General features: G+C 72.4%; 14 protein-coding genes and 2 pseudogenes. 5 read left to right on the forward strand and 11 right to left on the reverse strand.

The annotated features are described in order from the left end of the window. Positions 1–6: 6 nt before the first annotated feature. Together O7618_RS06290 and O7618_RS06295 are read right to left on the reverse strand one after the other, a co-directional pair. Entirely contained in the window at positions 7–1,248 is a 1,242-nt protein-coding gene (locus O7618_RS06290) for an MFS transporter (RefSeq protein ID WP_278105015.1), read from the reverse strand. Further along, entirely contained in the window at positions 1,248–1,958 is a 711-nt protein-coding gene (locus O7618_RS06295) for a siderophore-interacting protein (RefSeq protein ID WP_278105017.1), read from the reverse strand. The genes O7618_RS06290 and O7618_RS06295 overlap by 1 nt, the downstream gene beginning before the upstream one ends. Before the next feature lie 87 nt (positions 1,959–2,045). Here O7618_RS06295 and O7618_RS06300 point away from each other — a divergent pair. Together O7618_RS06300 and O7618_RS06305 are read left to right on the forward strand one after the other, a co-directional pair. Next, a pseudogene (locus O7618_RS06300) lies at positions 2,046–4,061 on the forward strand (penicillin acylase family protein); the annotation flags it as partial. 57 nt (positions 4,062–4,118) lie between these two features. Continuing rightward, the gene (locus O7618_RS06305; protein WP_278109932.1) at positions 4,119–4,682 is read left to right on the forward strand and encodes a GNAT family N-acetyltransferase; all 564 of its coding nucleotides are present in this window, start codon (positions 4,119–4,121) and stop codon (positions 4,680–4,682) included. A gap of 99 nt (positions 4,683–4,781) precedes the next feature. Here O7618_RS06305 and O7618_RS06310 read toward each other — a convergent pair whose 3' ends face one another. The 4 genes and pseudogenes from O7618_RS06310 to O7618_RS06330 form a co-directional block, all read right to left on the reverse strand. Further along, entirely contained in the window at positions 4,782–4,997 is a 216-nt protein-coding gene (locus O7618_RS06310; RefSeq protein WP_278105018.1) for a sigma factor-like helix-turn-helix DNA-binding protein, read from the reverse strand. 96 nt (positions 4,998–5,093) lie between these two features. Beyond that, positions 5,094–5,252: a sigma factor gene (locus O7618_RS06315; protein ID WP_278105019.1), complete on the reverse strand. Its 159-nt coding sequence runs from the start codon at positions 5,250–5,252 to the stop codon at positions 5,094–5,096. A gap of 320 nt (positions 5,253–5,572) precedes the next feature. Beyond that, positions 5,573–6,857: pseudogene (locus tag O7618_RS32185) on the reverse strand (rhodanese-like domain-containing protein); the annotation flags it as partial. Positions 6,858–6,905: 48 nt separating this feature from the next. Next, entirely contained in the window at positions 6,906–7,820 is a 915-nt protein-coding gene (locus O7618_RS06330) for an ABC transporter ATP-binding protein (protein WP_278105022.1), read from the reverse strand. A gap of 82 nt (positions 7,821–7,902) precedes the next feature. On the opposite strand from O7618_RS06330, the gene O7618_RS06335 reads away from it, so the two are divergent. Continuing rightward, positions 7,903–8,352 (forward strand): MarR family transcriptional regulator, encoded by a 450-nt coding sequence (locus O7618_RS06335; protein ID WP_278105023.1) that lies wholly within the window; start codon positions 7,903–7,905, stop codon positions 8,350–8,352. 46 nt (positions 8,353–8,398) lie between these two features. Here O7618_RS06335 and O7618_RS06340 read toward each other — a convergent pair whose 3' ends face one another. The 5 genes from O7618_RS06340 to O7618_RS06360 all read right to left on the reverse strand — a co-directional run bounded on the left by O7618_RS06340 (position 8,399) and on the right by O7618_RS06360 (position 13,150). Beyond that, entirely contained in the window at positions 8,399–9,082 is a 684-nt protein-coding gene (locus tag O7618_RS06340) for a TrkA family potassium uptake protein (protein WP_278105024.1), read from the reverse strand. Further along, positions 9,075–10,433: a potassium transporter TrkG gene (locus O7618_RS06345; RefSeq protein ID WP_278105025.1), complete on the reverse strand. Its 1,359-nt coding sequence runs from the start codon at positions 10,431–10,433 to the stop codon at positions 9,075–9,077. The genes O7618_RS06340 and O7618_RS06345 overlap by 8 nt, the downstream gene beginning before the upstream one ends. Before the next feature lie 240 nt (positions 10,434–10,673). Next, positions 10,674–11,060, reverse strand: a complete 387-nt coding sequence (locus tag O7618_RS06350) for a MerR family transcriptional regulator (protein ID WP_278105026.1) — start codon at positions 11,058–11,060, stop codon at positions 10,674–10,676. 65 nt (positions 11,061–11,125) lie between these two features. Then, positions 11,126–12,616, reverse strand: a complete 1,491-nt coding sequence (locus O7618_RS06355; protein WP_278105027.1) for a SulP family inorganic anion transporter — start codon at positions 12,614–12,616, stop codon at positions 11,126–11,128. 252 nt (positions 12,617–12,868) lie between these two features. After that, on the reverse strand, positions 12,869–13,150 hold the full coding sequence (locus tag O7618_RS06360; protein WP_278105028.1) for a hypothetical protein: 282 nt from the start codon (positions 13,148–13,150) through the stop codon (positions 12,869–12,871). Between the two features lie 19 nt (positions 13,151–13,169). On the opposite strand from O7618_RS06360, the gene O7618_RS06365 reads away from it, so the two are divergent. Both O7618_RS06365 and nhaA read left to right on the forward strand, forming a co-directional pair. Next, the gene (locus O7618_RS06365) at positions 13,170–13,847 is read left to right on the forward strand and encodes a hypothetical protein (RefSeq protein WP_278105029.1); all 678 of its coding nucleotides are present in this window, start codon (positions 13,170–13,172) and stop codon (positions 13,845–13,847) included. A 396-nt stretch (positions 13,848–14,243) separates the two neighbouring features. Further along, complete coding sequence (nhaA, locus tag O7618_RS06370; RefSeq protein ID WP_278105030.1) at positions 14,244–15,572, forward strand: Na+/H+ antiporter NhaA; 1,329 nt, start codon at positions 14,244–14,246, stop codon at positions 15,570–15,572. Positions 15,573–15,654: the final 82 nt, after the last annotated feature.

A 15,654-nucleotide genomic window follows, 5' to 3' on the forward strand; every position in this document is an offset into this window, starting at 1 on the left:
TTAGGCTTACCTAACAAGCAAGTCTGCCGCAGTCGGCTTCGGACGGGACGCCGGCCTGGGCGGCGAGAACCGCCGCTGGTGCGCCACCCCCACCACGACACCGGCGGCGACCAGCACGAGCGAGGCCAGCGCCACCGCCGGGTAGCCCCAGCGGGCGGCGGCGGCGAGCCCGAGCGAGGCGGCCACGAACGAGCAGACCAGCCCGAACGACGACAGCACGGTGAAGTCGGTGCCCCCGCTGCCCGGCCGGGAGTAGTCCATGTTGACCGTGTAGAGCACCACGTTGGCGATCGTGTACGCGGCCAGGAAGAAGCAGAGCGCGACGACCGTGCCGCCCAGCGGCGCGCGGCCGTTCAGCAGCGGCAGCAACGCCACCGTGGACAGCGCCAGTGCGACCCCACCGGCCACCAGCACGCCGGCCCTACCGAACCGGCCGATGCCGAGGCCCGCGACCAGGCCGGCGGCGATCGCCGGGATGCTCGTCACCACGCCGGTCACCACGCCGATCCGGCCCAGCGACCAGCCGGCGTCGACAAGCGCGGGCGTCACCAGCGCGTACGCCATGCCGGCGCCCACGTAGACCAGCGGCACCACGCCGAACGTCCACCACCGGCAGCCGGGCTGGCCGAACACCGACACCAGCGCCCGGTAGGCGACGCCGATGCGTACCACCCGGTCGGTGCGCTCCGGTTCCCGGAATCGCCACACCACGAGCAGTCCGACCGAGGTCAGCGCGGCCAGCAGACCGACCGCCGCGGCCCAGCCGAAGCGGTCGTAGACCAGCACGCACGCGCCGCCGCCGAGCAGGTTGCCCAGGTAGCTCGCGGCCACCTGGATGCCGTTGCCGGTGCCCCGGTCGGACGCGGCCAGCAGCCGGACCGCTACCGCGTCGGCGGCGATGTCCTGGGTGGCGGAAAAGAAGACGAACGCGGCGCAGATGGCGATGACCGGGCCGAGCTGGTCGGCGGGACGGGAGAACGGCAGCAGCGCCAGCAGGGTCAGCACCAGCGCGGCCTGCAGCACCAGCAGCCAGGACCGGTAGTGGCCGCGGTGCCGGGAGCCGTAGCGGTCCAGGACCGGCGCCCAGAGGAACTTGATCGGCCAGATCAGGCCGACCACCTGGAGCAGCGCCAGCGTGTCCAGCGAGGTGCCGCCGTCGCGCAGGATGGCGGTGAGCCCGACGGTGATGAAGCCGATGCCGAGATACTGCGTGACGTAGAGCGCGGTGAGCGTGCCCAGGCGGCCCATCAGACGGCCCGCCAGTAGCCGAGCGCGGTGAGCTGGTGCTTGCCGACGCCGAGGGTCCGCCGGACGTGCCGGGTGATGCTGCGGGTGCTGGCCGCCTCGCAGGCCACCCAGTAGTGCGCGGACCCGGCGGCCGGCAGCGCCGCGCAGACGGTGTCGACCAGGTGTCGACCGTCGTCGCGGCGGGGCACCCAGATCACCTCGTGGTGCGCCCGGGCGCGCAGGTTGAGCGCCTTCTCACCCTCGTGGGCGTACTCCAGCCAGACCGTCGCCGGGATGTCCGCGCCGGCGTCGAGGAGGCTGTTCACCGCCGGCAGCGAGGCCGCGTCGCCGACCAGGTAGAGGTGCTCGGGCGCGGGGTCGGGCAGCTCGAACGCGCTGCCCTGCACGGTCGCGTCGATGGTGTCGCCGACCTCGGCGGCGGTGGCCCACCGGGCGGCGACACCGTCGTGCACGGCGAACTCCAGCGTGAACCGCCCGTTCTCGGGATCCGGGTCGACGAGCGTGTAGGCCCGCTGGTGTGCCCGCCCGTCGTTGTCGAACCAGAGCCGGATCCACATCGTCGGGTGCGCTCCGCACGCCGCCAGCAGCCCGCCGTCGTCGAGGAGCAGTCGCTGGTAGTGCCCGTCGACCGACTCGGTGCTCCGCACGGTGAGCCGGAAGTCCCGGCCCCCCATGGCCTTGAGCACCAGGCCCTCCCAGTTCCGTTTCACGAACCCCTCCAGGTAAGGTCTGCCTCAGTTAGGGGAGGGTAGCCTAAGTTGAAGATCCGAGGAAACGGCCCTCCCGGGGACCGGACGGTGACCAGCGTCGATCGCGACAGGTGGGGCGTACCCCAGCTCTGGGCCGACGACGTGGACGCGCTCGCCCGTCTCCAGGGCCGGGTCGCCGCCCGGGACCGGGCCTGGCAGATCAGCGTCGAGCGGTGGCGCGCCGAGGGTCGGCTGGCCGCCCGCGTCGGCGCGGCCGAACTGCCCTGGGACCGGTTCGCCCGCCGCGCCCGGCTGGACGACACCGCCCGCCGCTGCCACGAACGGCTCGACCCCGCCACCCGCCGGTGGGTCGAGGCGTACGTCGACGGCGTCAACGCCGGCCTCGCCGAGGGCGCCACCGCCGCGCCCGAGTTCGCCGCGACCGGCGCCACGCCGGAGCCCTGGCAGCCCTGGTCGCCGCTGGGCGTCTTCCTCGTCCAACACGTGCTCTTCTCCACCTTCCCGAACAAGCTCTGGCACGCGCACGTCGCGCGCACCCTCGGCCCCGAGGCGGTCGGGCTGTTCGCGGTCGAGGGGCCCGCGTCGTCCGGCAGCAACGCCTGGGCGCTGCCCGCCGACCCGGTCACCGGGCGCGGCCCGGTGCTCGCCGGCGACCCGCACCGGCTGCTCGAACTACCCGGGATCTACCAGCAGGTGCGGCTGGCCTGCCCCGAGTTCGACGTGGTCGGGCTGGCCTTCCCCGGCGTACCCGGACTGCCGCACTTCGGCCACGCCGGCCACGTCGCCTGGGCCGTCACCAACGCGATGGCCGACTACCAGGACCTCTACCGCGAGCAACTCCGCCGCGACGGCGACCAGGTGCTGGTCCGGGACGCGGACGGCTGGACCCCGGTCCCGCACCACGTCGAGAAGATCGAGGTCCGCGGCGGCACACCGGAGCGGGTCGAGGTGATCGAGACGCCGCGCGGCCCGGTGATCGACCACGACCGGGTCACCGGCGAGGCGATCAGCCTGCGCACACCGAGCCGGGCCGAGGCACGCCTCGGCTTCGAGGCGCTGCTGCCGCTGCTGCGCGCCCGCGACGCCGCGGACGTCGCGGACGCGCTCCGCGACTGGGTGGAGCCGGTCAACAGCGTGCTCACCGCCGACACCGGCGGTGCCGTGCACCGCCTGGTCGCCGGCCTGGTCCCGGTACGCGACGAGCGGTGCCGCCGCGAGCCGGTGCCCGGCTGGGAGGCCCGACACCACTGGACCGGCGACCACCTGCCTATGGTCGACGAGCAGGTCGACGGCGTCGCGGTCTGCGCCAACGACAGACGCGCCGACGTCACCGCGCACGGCGTCGACTTCGCACCGCCGCACCGCGCCCGACGGATCCGGGCGCTGCTCGCCGACGGCGTCGAGGCGTCCGCCGTGCACACCGACGCCCGGCTCCCGTCGACCCCGGTGCGCCGGCTGCTCGATCGGCTCGACCCGGCCCGGCTCGACGCGCCGGCGCGTACCCTCCTCGCCCGGTTGCTGGCCTGGGACGGCGTGATGGCGGCCGACTCGGCCGACGCCGGGGCCTACGCGGCGTGGCGCGCCGCGCTCGCCCGCCGGCTGTGCGCGCATCCGGCGCTGCGCGCGCTGCACGAACCGTCCGGTTACGACGAGCTGTTCGCGCCCTGGACCGACCCGGCGGCGCGGATCGGCCTCGCGCTGGACCACCTGGTCGAGCGGCACGCCGACCTGGGTGTCGACGTCCTGCCACTCGCCGCCGCCGCGCTGGCCGAGGTGGCCGCCGGCCCGCCGCCCGAGCCGTGGGGGCGTCGGCACCTGCTGCACCCGGTGCACCTGGGCGTCGCCGCGGAGACCTCGGCCGCCGTCGCGGCGATGCGCCGGCGGGTGGCGTTCGGCGGCGACACCGACTGCGTGCTGGCCACCTCCAGCCTCCCCGGCGTCTCCGACGCCTGCTGGCGCGGCCCGGTCGCCCGCTACGTGTGGGACCTGACCGACCGGGCCGCCGGCGGCTGGGTTGTTCCGTTCGGCGCCTCGGGCCGGCCCGGCAACCCGCACTTCACCGACCAACTGAGCCACTGGGCCGCCGGCGACCTGATCCCGCTGCCCTCCGGACCGCTGACCCCGGTGTCCACCGGGTCCCCGACGAAGGACGAGACGATGGTGACCTACCAGGAGCAGATCCCCGACCTCGGCGAGCTGACGCTGGAGGCGGTACGCCCGGACCGGCACGCCGAGCTGCTGCACGGCTGGGTCAGCCTGCCCCGCAACGCGTTCTGGGGGATGGGTTCGCACACCGTCGACGACGTCCGCGAGGTCTACGCGTTCCTCGACGGGCTGGACACCCACCACGCGTACCTGATCCTGCTGGACAGCGAGCCGGTCGGGCTGTTCCAGACCTACCGCCCGAAGGCCGATCCAGTGGGTGAGCGGTACCCGGTCCAGCCCGGCGACATCGGCATGCACCTGCTGCTGAACCCGCCGCGGCACCTCGCCCGCGGCCTCACCACGGCCGTTGGTCCCGCCCTGGCCCGGTTCCTGTTACGGGACCCCGCCGCGCGACGCATCGTGGTCGAGCCGGACGTGCGCAACGCGGCCGCCCTGCGCCGGCTGCGGACCGAGGGCTTCACGTTCGCCTCCGAGATCGACATGCCGGACAAGCGGGCGCAGCTGGCGTTCCTGACCCGGGAGCGGTTCGAGGCAGACCACCCGACACAGCTCGCCTAGGATGCTTGCCGAAAGCTGGCCCAGTCGTCCATCAGCCTCCGCCGGGTTTCTGCTGCGGGATCCGGCCGCCCGGCGAGTGGTGGCCGAGCCGGAGGCAGATCAGGTTGAGCAGGCGCGAATCTCCGTACCCCTGGATGTGCCCTCGGAGACGCCGAGCAGTTCGGCCGCCTCGGCCACCGGCACGTCCACCAGATGCCGCAGCACGACCAGCGCCCGTTGCCGGGGAGGCAGGGCGTCCAGTGCGGCCCGCACCCGCAGCGTGGTGGCCAGGTGGGCCTCGTCGCCGGTCACCCGGACCTCGGGGGGCTCCGCCACCAGGTGTTCGCGGCGGTGGGACCGTCGGTGGGAGAGGAAGCCGTTGGCCAGGACGCGGCGGGCGTACGCGTCGAGGGTGCCGGGGTCGAGGCGGCGTCAGTGGCGGTACAGCTGCAGAAACGTCGCCTGCGTCAGGTCCTCGGCGAGATGCCAGTCGCCGCAGAGCCCGTAGGCGAGTCGGCGAAGCGCGCCGGCCCGCGCCGCGAAGTAGGCGGCGTAGTGGGACTCCCAGGTGGGGTCACGTTTCCAGACCACGCGCTCTATACCCCGCACGGGCGTCGTAGGTTGCACGCACCGCCGGAGTCGTTGCTGTCGACCAGCTCGGCTTCGGCGGCCCAGGCGTGGTGGTCACACACGACGGTCGCGTCGAAGCCCCGTGCGGGGTTCACGGCGGCGAGCAGCCGTGGTGCTTGAGGCCGGTCCGATGCTGAGAGTCGACAGTGGGCATCCGGCTGTGGAAAGCACACCGCAACCCGACCGCCGGCCGGGCGAACCGCTGCGGCCTGATCTTGCGGTGCTGGACGGGGGACAGGTGGCGGACGTGTCTCCACATCGCCACCTGTCCTCTCGTCTGGTCAGACGGCGGCGTGCATGGTCTGCCAGGCGCCGTAGCCGCCGAGCAGGTCGGAGACGTCCGCCCGGCCGGCGCTGCGGAGCAGGCTGGCCGCCACCGAGGAGCGGTAGCCGCCCGCGCAGTGCACGACGACCGGCCGGTCCGCCGGCACCTCGTCGAGGCGCCGCGTCAGCTCGGCGAGGGGGATGCGCAGGGAACCCGGGACGGCACCCTGCTCGCGCTCACCGGCGTTGCGGACGTCGAGCACCACCGGCGCCTCGGGGCGGTCCAGCGCGTCGCGCAGCTCGGTGGCGGTCAGCCGGCTCGCGCGGGCCATGTCCCCGGCCATCTCGAGGAACGCGCCTTCGGGCTCGCGGAGGTAGCCGACGACGTGGTCGAAGCCGATCCGGGCGAGGCGTACGACGATCTCCTCCTCCCGGTCCTGCGGGGCAACCATGAGTACCGTGCGGTCCGGGGCGATCACGCTGCCCGCGGTCTCGGCGAACCGTCCGTCGGCCGGGATGTTGACGGCTCCCACGCGGTGGCCCGTGGCGAACTCCTGCGGGTCGCGGGCGTCGATCACGGCGGCGCCGTCGGCGCGGGCCTGGACGAACTCGGCGGCGTCGAGCGGGCGCGGTGCCCTGGTGCGGTCGAACAGTTCACGGGCCTTGCGGTTGAGCACGGCATCGAAGGCGAAGTAGCCGGGCGCGGCCGGCTGGCCGCCGGTGACCAGGGCGAGGAACTGCTCCTGGCTCATCGGCGCGCAGGCGTAGTTGGTGCGGCGCTGCTCGCCGATGGTGGACTGTCGTTCGGTGGACAGGTTTTCCGCAGGCCGAGCCGGCGCCGTGGGCGGGGAAGACCCGGACGTCGTCGGGCAGGCCCATCAGCTTGTGCTGGACGCTGTCGTAGAGCATCGCACCCAGCTCGTCGGCGGTGACGCCGAGCGAGGCGAGCAGGTCGGGGCGGCCCACGTCGCCGATGAACAGGGCATCGCCGGTCATCACCCCGTAAGGCGTGGCGTCGTCGGCGTGTTCGTAGACCAGCACGCTGATCGACTCGGGCGTGTGGCCCGGGGTCTCCATGATTTCCAGGGTGACGTCGCCGAGGCTGATCCGCTCACCGTCGGTGAGCTTGCGGATCGGGTACTCGGTCTCGGCCCGCTGGCCGTAGCCGATCCAGGCGCCGGTCGCCGCGGCCACCTCGAGGTGGCCGGCGAGGAAGTCGGCGTGGAAGTGGGTGTTGATCACTCCCTCGATGGTCAGGCCGTGGGCGCGCGCGTCGGTCAGGTACTCGTCGATGCGGCGGCGAAACCGGCCAGGGCGCGCCGGCCGTCCCACAGGGTCTTGGTCAGGATATCAGGCATGCGTGGTCTCCCGGCTCGCGGCGTCGGTCTGGTAATAGGTGAGAAACAGGTCTTCCAGGTCGGGTTCGGTGGCGCGCAGCGCGGTGATCCGGTGCCGGGCGAGGACCCGGATGAGCCCGTCGGGGCTGCCGGCGAGGCGGAACCTGGCGGTCGGGCCGTCGATGGTCAGGTCGGACACCTCCGGCAGGGCGGCGAGTGCGGCTCGGTCCATCGGGTCGGCGAAGGTGACCTGGAATCGGGGCACGTTGCGGTCGTGGAGACGAGCCACGGTGTCGAGCGCGACGAGGTGGCCGTCGCGGATGATGCCGACCCGGTCGGCGACCGCTTCGACCTCGCTCATGATGTGCGAGGACATGAACACGGTCTGTCCGGCGGCTCGGGCGTCGCGGACCAGGTCGAGGAAGGTCTGTTGCGCCAGGGGGTCCAGCCCCGATGTCGGCTCGTCGAGGATCAGCAGGTCCGGGCGGTGCATGAACGCCTGCACCAGGCCGACCTTCTGCCGGTTGCCCTTGGACAGGGTCTTGATCCGCGCCGTCAGGTCCAGTTCCAGCCGTTCGGCCAGTTCGGCGACGTGCGCCCTCGGCACGCCGCCGCGCAGGTGTGCCAGGAAGGTCAGGCACTCCCCGGCCCGCTGTCGCGGGTCGACGACGAAGTCACCGGCCAGGTAGCCGACGCGGCGGTGCAGCGCGACCGCGTGCCGGCGCGGGTCGCGTCCGAACAGCAGCGCGCGTCCGCTGGTGGGTCGGATCAGGTCCAGCAGGACGCGAATGGTGGTCGACTTGCCGGCTCCGTTCGGGCCCAGGTAGCCGAACACCTCGCCCTCGGCCACCGAGAGGTCCAGGTTCGTCAGCCCTTGGCGGCGGCCGTAGGTCTTGGTCAGCTTCTCGGTCTCGATCACTACGCGCACCTCTCGGAGATTACCGAATCTTCAAAGATTTCTGAAGACTGCGAGATGTTAGGCTCCGGATGATCGAGTAGGGGAGGGCGCGGTGCTGAGTGGTCCGGCGGAGAGGCTGGCGCTGACCCTCACCGAGGGTGGCTTGCAGCGGATGACCGCCCGCGTGTTGGCGGCATTGCTCTTCACCGAGCAGGAGACGATGACCGCCGGCGAGATCGCCGAGGCGCTCGCCATCAGCTCCGGCAGCGTGTCCACCGCCATCAAGTCCCTCGCGAGCGTCGGGCTGATCGAGCGGGTGCCCGCCCCGGGCAGCCGCCGGGAACACTTCCGGCTCCGCGCCGGTGCGTGGGCCACTCTCATGTCGGGCCAGAACGCGATGATCGGCAGCATGCGGGCGGCTGCCGAAGAGGGCATCGCCATGGCCGGCGAGGGCAGCCTCGCCGGTGTCCGCCTGGCCGAGATGCGCGACTTCTACGACTACCTCTGGCGCGAGCTGCCGGCGTTGATCGACCGGTGGCGTGCCGACCGGCGTGATCGCTGAGCCACCCCATGCCGGCGACGGGCAAACCGGGGGACCCGGTGCGGCGTCAGTCGGTGGTGGCGAAGCGTTCGACGTCGTCCACGGTGCCGACGACGAGGATGAGGTCGCCGTAGGCGAGGACGGTCTCCGGGGTGGCATGGGTGAAGGCGCCCGGTTTGCCGCCGGGTGGGCCCGCCTGTGGTTTGACGGCGACGACGGTGACTCCCCACTTGCTGCGGACGCGGGACTCGTGCAGTGGCACGCCGACGATGTCGCGGGGTGGGGTGGTCTTGATGACGGCGAAGTCGGCGTCGACCTCGACGTAGTCGAGGATGCGTCCGGAGAGCAGGTGGGCGACGCGTTCGCCCATGTCGTGCTCGGGTGCGACGACGTGGTGGGCGCCGACGCGGGTGAGGATGTTGCGGTGCTGGCCGCTGATGGCCTTCGCCCAGATGTCTGGGATGCCGAGTTCGGCCAGCAGGCTGGTGGTGAGGATGCTGGCCTGGATGTCGGTGCCGATGGCCACCACGGCCCGGTGGAACTCGGCGACGCCGAGCTGCCGCAGGGCTTCGATGTCGGTGGAGTCGGCGGTGATGACGTGCGGCAACTGTCCGGCGAGGGCTTGGACGACCTTCGGGCGGTGGTCGATGCCGAGGACCTCGCTGCCCCGGTTGACCAGTTCCAGGGCCAGGGCGGAGCCGAAGCGTCCCAGCCCGATGACGACGACGGGTTCGGTGCGCGTCTCAGCCAACGATCGTCCTTTCCTCGGGTAGTTCGAAGCGCCGGTTGCGGTCGCGCAGCGCCAGCGCGGAGGCCAGGGTGAGCGGACCGACGCGGCCGGCGAACATCAGCACCACCAGGAGCAGGTCGGCCTGCGGCGGCAGGGCGGCGGTGATGCCGGTGGACAGGCCGACGGTGGCGAACGCGGACACCGCCTCGAACAGTACGACGTCGAGCCGGTACGGGGTGGTGGCCAGCAGCGCGAAGGTGGCGGTGACGACGGCGCCGACGCTGAGCAGGGCGACGGCGAGGGCTTGGCGCTGGTTGCTGGCGGGGATGCGCCGCCGGCCGACGTTGACGTGGAGTTCGCCGCGCATCTCCGACCACAGGACGAAGGCGAGCAGCCCGAAGGTGGTGACCTTGATGCCGCCGGCGGTGCCGGCGCTGCCGCCGCCGATGAACATGAGCGCGTCGCTGGCGAGCAGGCTTTCCGGCCGCATCGCGCCGATGTCGACGCTGTTGAATCCGGCGGTGCGGGTCATGGTCGAGGCGAAGAACCCGGCCAGCAGCTTGTGCCACCCGTCGAGGGGGCCGAGGGTGCGCGGGTTGGTGAACTCGGCGAAGGTGAGCACGGCGGTGCCGAGCACGAGCAGCACGCCGCTCAGGGCGAGGGTGATGCGGGTCAGCACCGACCACAGCGCGGGTCGGCGCCAGCATCGGAGCAGTTCGAACACGACGGGGAAGCCCAGCCCACCGAGGATGACCGCGGCGGCGATCGGCAGGCAGATCCAGGGATCGGTGACGTAACCGACGAGGCTGTCGGCGTTGGTGGAGAAGCCCGCGTTGTTGAACGCCGACACCGCGTGGAAGACCCCGTCGTACACCGCCACGCCGAACGGTTCGTCGTAGGCGGTGGCGAACCGGGCGGTCAACGCCACCGCGACCACCGCTTCGCTGGCGAGACTGAACAGTACGATCCGGCGGACCACCGCGCGCACGTCGGTGAGATCGAGGCTCTTCGTCTCGGCCTGGGCCAGGAACCGGGCCCGCAGGCCGAGCCGGCGGGACAGCAGCACGGTGAACAGCGTCGCGAGGGTCATGATCCCCAGCCCGCCGGCCTGGATGAGCAGGAGGATCACCGCCTGCCCGAAACCGGACCAGTAGCTGCCGGTGTCGACGGCGACCAGCCCGGTCACGCAGACCGCGGAGGTCGCGGTGAACAGCGCGTCCACCAGGCCGGTCCGCTCGCCGGAGCGCGTGGCCAGGGGCAGTGACAGCAGACCGGTGCCGACCGCCACCGCCGTGCCGAAGCCGACGGCGATCACCTGCGCGGGGTGCCGCAGCCGGCCGCTGCGCCGCTGCCACGCCGGTGCTCGGCCCATCACACGCCACCCGCACCGAGACGGCGACCGTCCGCGGTGCGCGCCGTCGGCGTGGTCCTCCGGCCGGTCCAGATCATGAACCGCATGCTCTCACGGCCCTGAATCGGCGGTGAACGCACCGACCCGGGTGGTGAGGTGGCGGGAGTGAGAAGCCCGCCCCGCCCTCGGCGCGGTCACCGACGCCGAACCACGACCCCGGAGCCGCACGGTCGCGACCTTGGACGTCGGCCGCGGCGGTGATCAGCCCTCCGGGCGGTTGTGCTGGGCGAGTCTGCCGCGGAGGGTGTCGGCGAAGCCCTCGGCCGTGGCGAGCTGGTCGCGCAGGGCTGCGACGCGGGTGGTGGCGGCGGTGTGGAACATGTCGAGTCGGTCGAGCAACTCGGTCCGGTCGGCGCCCGTGGCGGTGTCGAGGGCGTCGAGGACGGTGAGCAGGTCCCGCATCTCGTCGAGGGTGAACCCGAGGGGTTTCATGCGTTTGACCACGGCGAGGCGGTCGAGATCGGGCTCGGTGTAGAGGCGGAAGCCGCCCTCGCTGCGCGCGGAGGGGACGATCAGGCCGGCTTCCTCGTAGTGGCGAATGGTCCGGATGCTGAGCCCGACCCGTTCGGCGGCCTCGCCGATCTGCATGCGGCGGCCGGCTCTCCGACCGCAGGCGTGCTGCGCTGCCCCGGTGTCGCGGCTGGCGGCGGCCATCAGTGGCCGACGCCGAGTTGGCCGGCGAGGGTGTCGTGGATGCGGGCGCTGGGCGTGTTCAGCTCGACGATCTCGACGGTCTTGCCGCGGCTGGCGTACTTGGTGGTGATCGCGTCGAGGGCGGCGACGGAGGAGGCGTCCCAGACGTGGGCGTGGGTCATGTCGATGACCACTCGGTCCGGGTCGCCGGCGTAGTCGAACTGGCCGACGAGTTCGTTGCTGGAGGCGAAGAACAGTTCCCCGTGCACGGAGTAGATCCGGGTGCCGCCGTCGGGGTCCAGGACGCTGGTGACCTCGACCAGGTGGGCGACCCGCCGGGCGAAGACCACCATGGCGGTGAGGACGCCGGCGACGACGCCGATGGCGAGGTTGTGGGTGGCCAGGGTGGTGGCGACGGTGGCGACCATGACGATCGTTTCGCCGTACGGCATCCGCTTGAGGGTGGCCGGGGCGACGGAGTGCCAGTCGAACGTCGACACCGCCACGATGATCATCACGGCGACCAGGGCGGCCATCGGGATGACGGCGACCACGTCGCCGAGCGCCACGACGAGGACCAGCAGGAACACGCCGGCCAGGAACGTCGACAGGCGGGTGCGGGCGCCGGACGCCTTTACGTTGATCATCGTCTGGCCGATCATGGCGCAGCCGCCCATGCCGCCGAAGAACCCGGTGACGATGTTGGCCACCCCCTGCCCCCAGGACTCGCGGGTCTTGCTGGACGGGGTGTCGGTGATGTCGTCGACCAGTTTCGCGGTCATCAGGGACTCCATCAGCCCGACCACCGCGATACCCAGCGCGTAGGGGGCGATCAGGGTGAGGGTGTCCAGGGTCCAGGGGATCTGCGGCAGGCCGAGGGTGGGCAGGCTGTCCGGCAGTGCCCCTTCGTCGCCCACGGTCGGCACCGCCACGCTCGCGGAGACGGTGACCACGGTCAACACCACGATCGCGACCAGCGGCGCCGGGACGGCGCGGGTGAGCCGGGGCAGCCCGACCATGATCGCCAGGGCGACGGCGACGAGCGGGTAGACCAGCCACGGCACGCCGAGCAGGTGCGGAACCTGGGCGGCGAAGATCAAGATCGCGAGGGCGTTGACGAAACCGACCATGACGCTGCGCGGGATGAACCGCATCAGCTTCGCCACCCCGAGCACCGCCATCAGCACCTGGATCGCGCCGCCGAGGATCACGGCCGCGATCAGGTACTCCAGCCCGTGCTCCTTGGCCAGCGGCGCCACCACCAACGCGATCGCGCCGGTCGCGGCGGAGATCATCGCCGGGCGCCCACCACAGATCGCGATCGTCACCGCCATCGTGAACGAGGCGAACAGGCCCACCCGGGGGTCGACCCCCGCCAAGATCGAGAAGGAGATCGCCTCCGGGATCAGGGCCAGGGCGACGACCAGGCCGGCCAGGACCTCGGTACGGAACACCTTCGGCGACAACCACGACGGACGCGGCCGGGAGACCGCGGACAGCACAGAAGACATACAGCCATTTCCACTCAGGCGTCTCGCGGACGCACGGATGTCCGGCCCGGAACCACGGGCCGCGGCTCCACACCGGCAAGCATCAACCGGTCGACGGCCTGAGGAACCTTCGCTCCGGGTCACGGTCACCTCGGGCGTCACCCGGCGCTGCTCGGTCGCCGACGCCGAACTTACCCTTCCGTCAGGGGAGAGTTCCCCGAACGTGGTGATCCTCACCAGTCGTGCCGCGCGCGGGCCGTGCGCGCGACCCGGCTAAGCGCCACCGCCCGGCCACCGGAGAACCGTGGGGTCGGCGATCATCTGTGGCGGTCCGCTGCCGGATTGCCGGCCACCGGCATCCGTCACGGCGGTGACCAGCCAGAACGCTCCGCGTAGCCGGACGCCGTCGGGGCGCTCGTAGGGGCTCAGCGCGGTCTCGAGGGCCTGCCGGGCGCGGGTGACGGCGTGCCGATCTCCGCTCTCGAGCAGGGCACGAGCTGGTCCACTGCCCAGCACGAGCGCGGTGGCGTCCGCGGCGTCGCGCCCATAGGTCATGGTCGGGTCGAGGCCGGTGATGGCGATGTCGTGGAAGCCGGCCCTGCTCAGGCACGGCGTCGATGCGCTCGCGGTCGGACAGGGAGAACATCCCCGGCGCGTACGCCGGCCCGGGGACGGCTCGCGGAACCCGGCCGAGGAGTGCCGTCATGAATACTGTGAACCACTGCTGTTCGCCGATGTCCCGCGCGCAGGTGAATGCCAGGCGCCCGCCGGGTCGCAGCGCGTGCGCGATGGTGGTGAAGGCCGCCACGGGGTCGGCGAAGAAAGTCAGCCCGCCTCGGCTGACGGCGACGTCGAACTCGTCCGCCGGGAACGGGTGCACCTGCACGTCGCCCTGCTCGAACCGGACGTTGGTCAACCGTTCGGCGGCCACCCGGGCGCGCGCCGTCTCCAGCATCGGACCGGACAGGTCGACCCCGAGCGCATACCCGTTCCGGGCGCGACGCGCAGCCTGCCGGGTGATCTCGCCGTTGCCGCAGCCGAGGTCGAGCACCCGGTCGGTCGGGCTGATGCCGGCCGCCGTGAGGAGCGGTTCGTCGAGCTCCGCGCTGACCGCGTCCCACTGGGCGGCATGGTCTGCCCAGTGCCTGCCCTCCGGCCCGTTCCACGCCTCGGCCTGTTCAACGTTGACGATCGACGGCATGTGCCACCTCCGAGGTCGCTGCCGGCCCGGGCCGCCGTCGGCCCGGTTTGAAGACCCCGAGGACGACGCTGGTCCCCAGGAGCAGAAGCGCCACCGCCGGCGCCGTCACCGCCGCGATCCGGTCCTCGCGGGGCACGCCCTGTGACGAGGCCCCGGCCGCCGCTGCGTCGGCCGCGTGCCCGAGCCGCGGCACGAGCAGAACCAGGGCTGCTGCGGCGAGGGCCAGCGCCAGCGCCAGCTTGACCGTGACCCAGCCGTGCCGCAGCGGCCCGGCCGCACGACCGGTCCGAGCGTCTCAACTCGCCCGTGGCCGATCCGGACGCCGCGGGTCGACCGACATGGCTGACTGTATCGATACGTCCCGCGCGACGGCGGATAGGCTGGTCGTGGTGTGCCGGGAAGCCTGGTCGGCGAGGTGATGGCCGCTACCTGCCAACGAGGAGTTCCGTGACTGACACCGACCGCCGCAGCGCCAACCTGTTCGCCCGCCGCTCGTGGGGTGAGACCCGCCGCATCTCGGCCATCCTGCGCAAGGAGACCGTGGGAGGGGCGCTGCTGCTGCTGGGGGCGGTGCTGGCGCTGCTCTGGTCGAACTCGCCGTGGGCGGAGAGCTACCAGTCACTGCGTGACCTGCGGATCGGGCCGGCCGCGCTGCACCTCGACCTGAGTCTCGCCACCTGGGCCGCGGACGGCCTGTTGGCGATCTTCTTCTTCGTCGCCGGGCTGGAACTCAAGCGCGAATTCGTCGCCGGTGACCTGCGCGATCCCCGCCGCGCGGCGATACCGGTGGCCGCCGCGGTCGGCGGAGTGGCGGTGCCCGCGCTGCTGTTCGTCCTGATCGCCGCGGGCGCGGGGGAGGGCGCCGCGCGGGGGTGGGCCGTACCGACCGCCACCGACATCGCCTTCGCGCTCGCCGTGCTCGCCGTGGTCGGCCGGATGCTGCCCTCGGCGTTGCGGACCTTCCTGCTCACCCTGGCCGTCGTCGACGACCTGCTGGCCATCGTCATCATCGCCGTCTTCTACACCTCCGACCTGGCCGTCGGGCCGCTGGCCGGGGCGCTGGTCCCGCTGGCGGTCTTCGGCCTGCTGGTGCAGCGCCGGGTGCGGTCCTGGTGGTTGCTGCTCCCGCTGGCGGTGGCGACCTGGGTGCTGGTGCACGAGTCCGGTGTGCACGCGACCGTCGCCGGGGTGCTGCTCGCGTTCACCGTCCCGGTCGTCCGCAGCGCCGCGGCCGGCGGCCCGGACGCCGGTCCGGGGCTGGCCGAGCATTTCGAGCACCGGATCCGCCCGATCTCGGCCGGGGTGGCGGTGCCGGTCTTCGCCTTCCTCGCCGCCGGGGTGACCGTCGGTGGCCTGGCCGGGCTGACCACCGCGCTCACCGACCGGGTCGCGCTCGGCATCCTGGTCGGCCTGATCGTCGGCAAACCGATCGGGATCATGGCCGCCACCTGGCTGGCGTCGCGCGTCACCCGAGCGGACCCGGACGAGGACCTGAACTGGTACGACGTGCTCGGCCTGGCGCTGCTCGCCGGCATCGGGTTCACCGTCTCCCTGCTCATCGGTGAACTCGCCTACGGTCTCGGCAGCGAGCGCGACGACCACGTCAAGGTCGCGGTGCTCACCGGGTCGCTGCTCTCCGCGCTGCTCGCGACCGTCGTGCTGCGCGCCCGTACCCGGGTCTACCGGCGGGTGCACGAACTGGAGACCGCCGACCACGACCAGGACGGCGTGCCGGACATCTACCAGCCACGGACCGGCCAGGCCACCGAACACTGAGGGACAGGCATCCCTCGACCGGGGAGCAATGCCGATTCGCGTCACCGGCCTCGTGCCGGTGGGGCCCACCCTCGCCGGTGAG

The organism is Micromonospora sp. WMMD980 (genome assembly GCF_029626035.1).
Lineage (GTDB): Bacteria > Actinomycetota > Actinomycetes > Mycobacteriales > Micromonosporaceae > Micromonospora.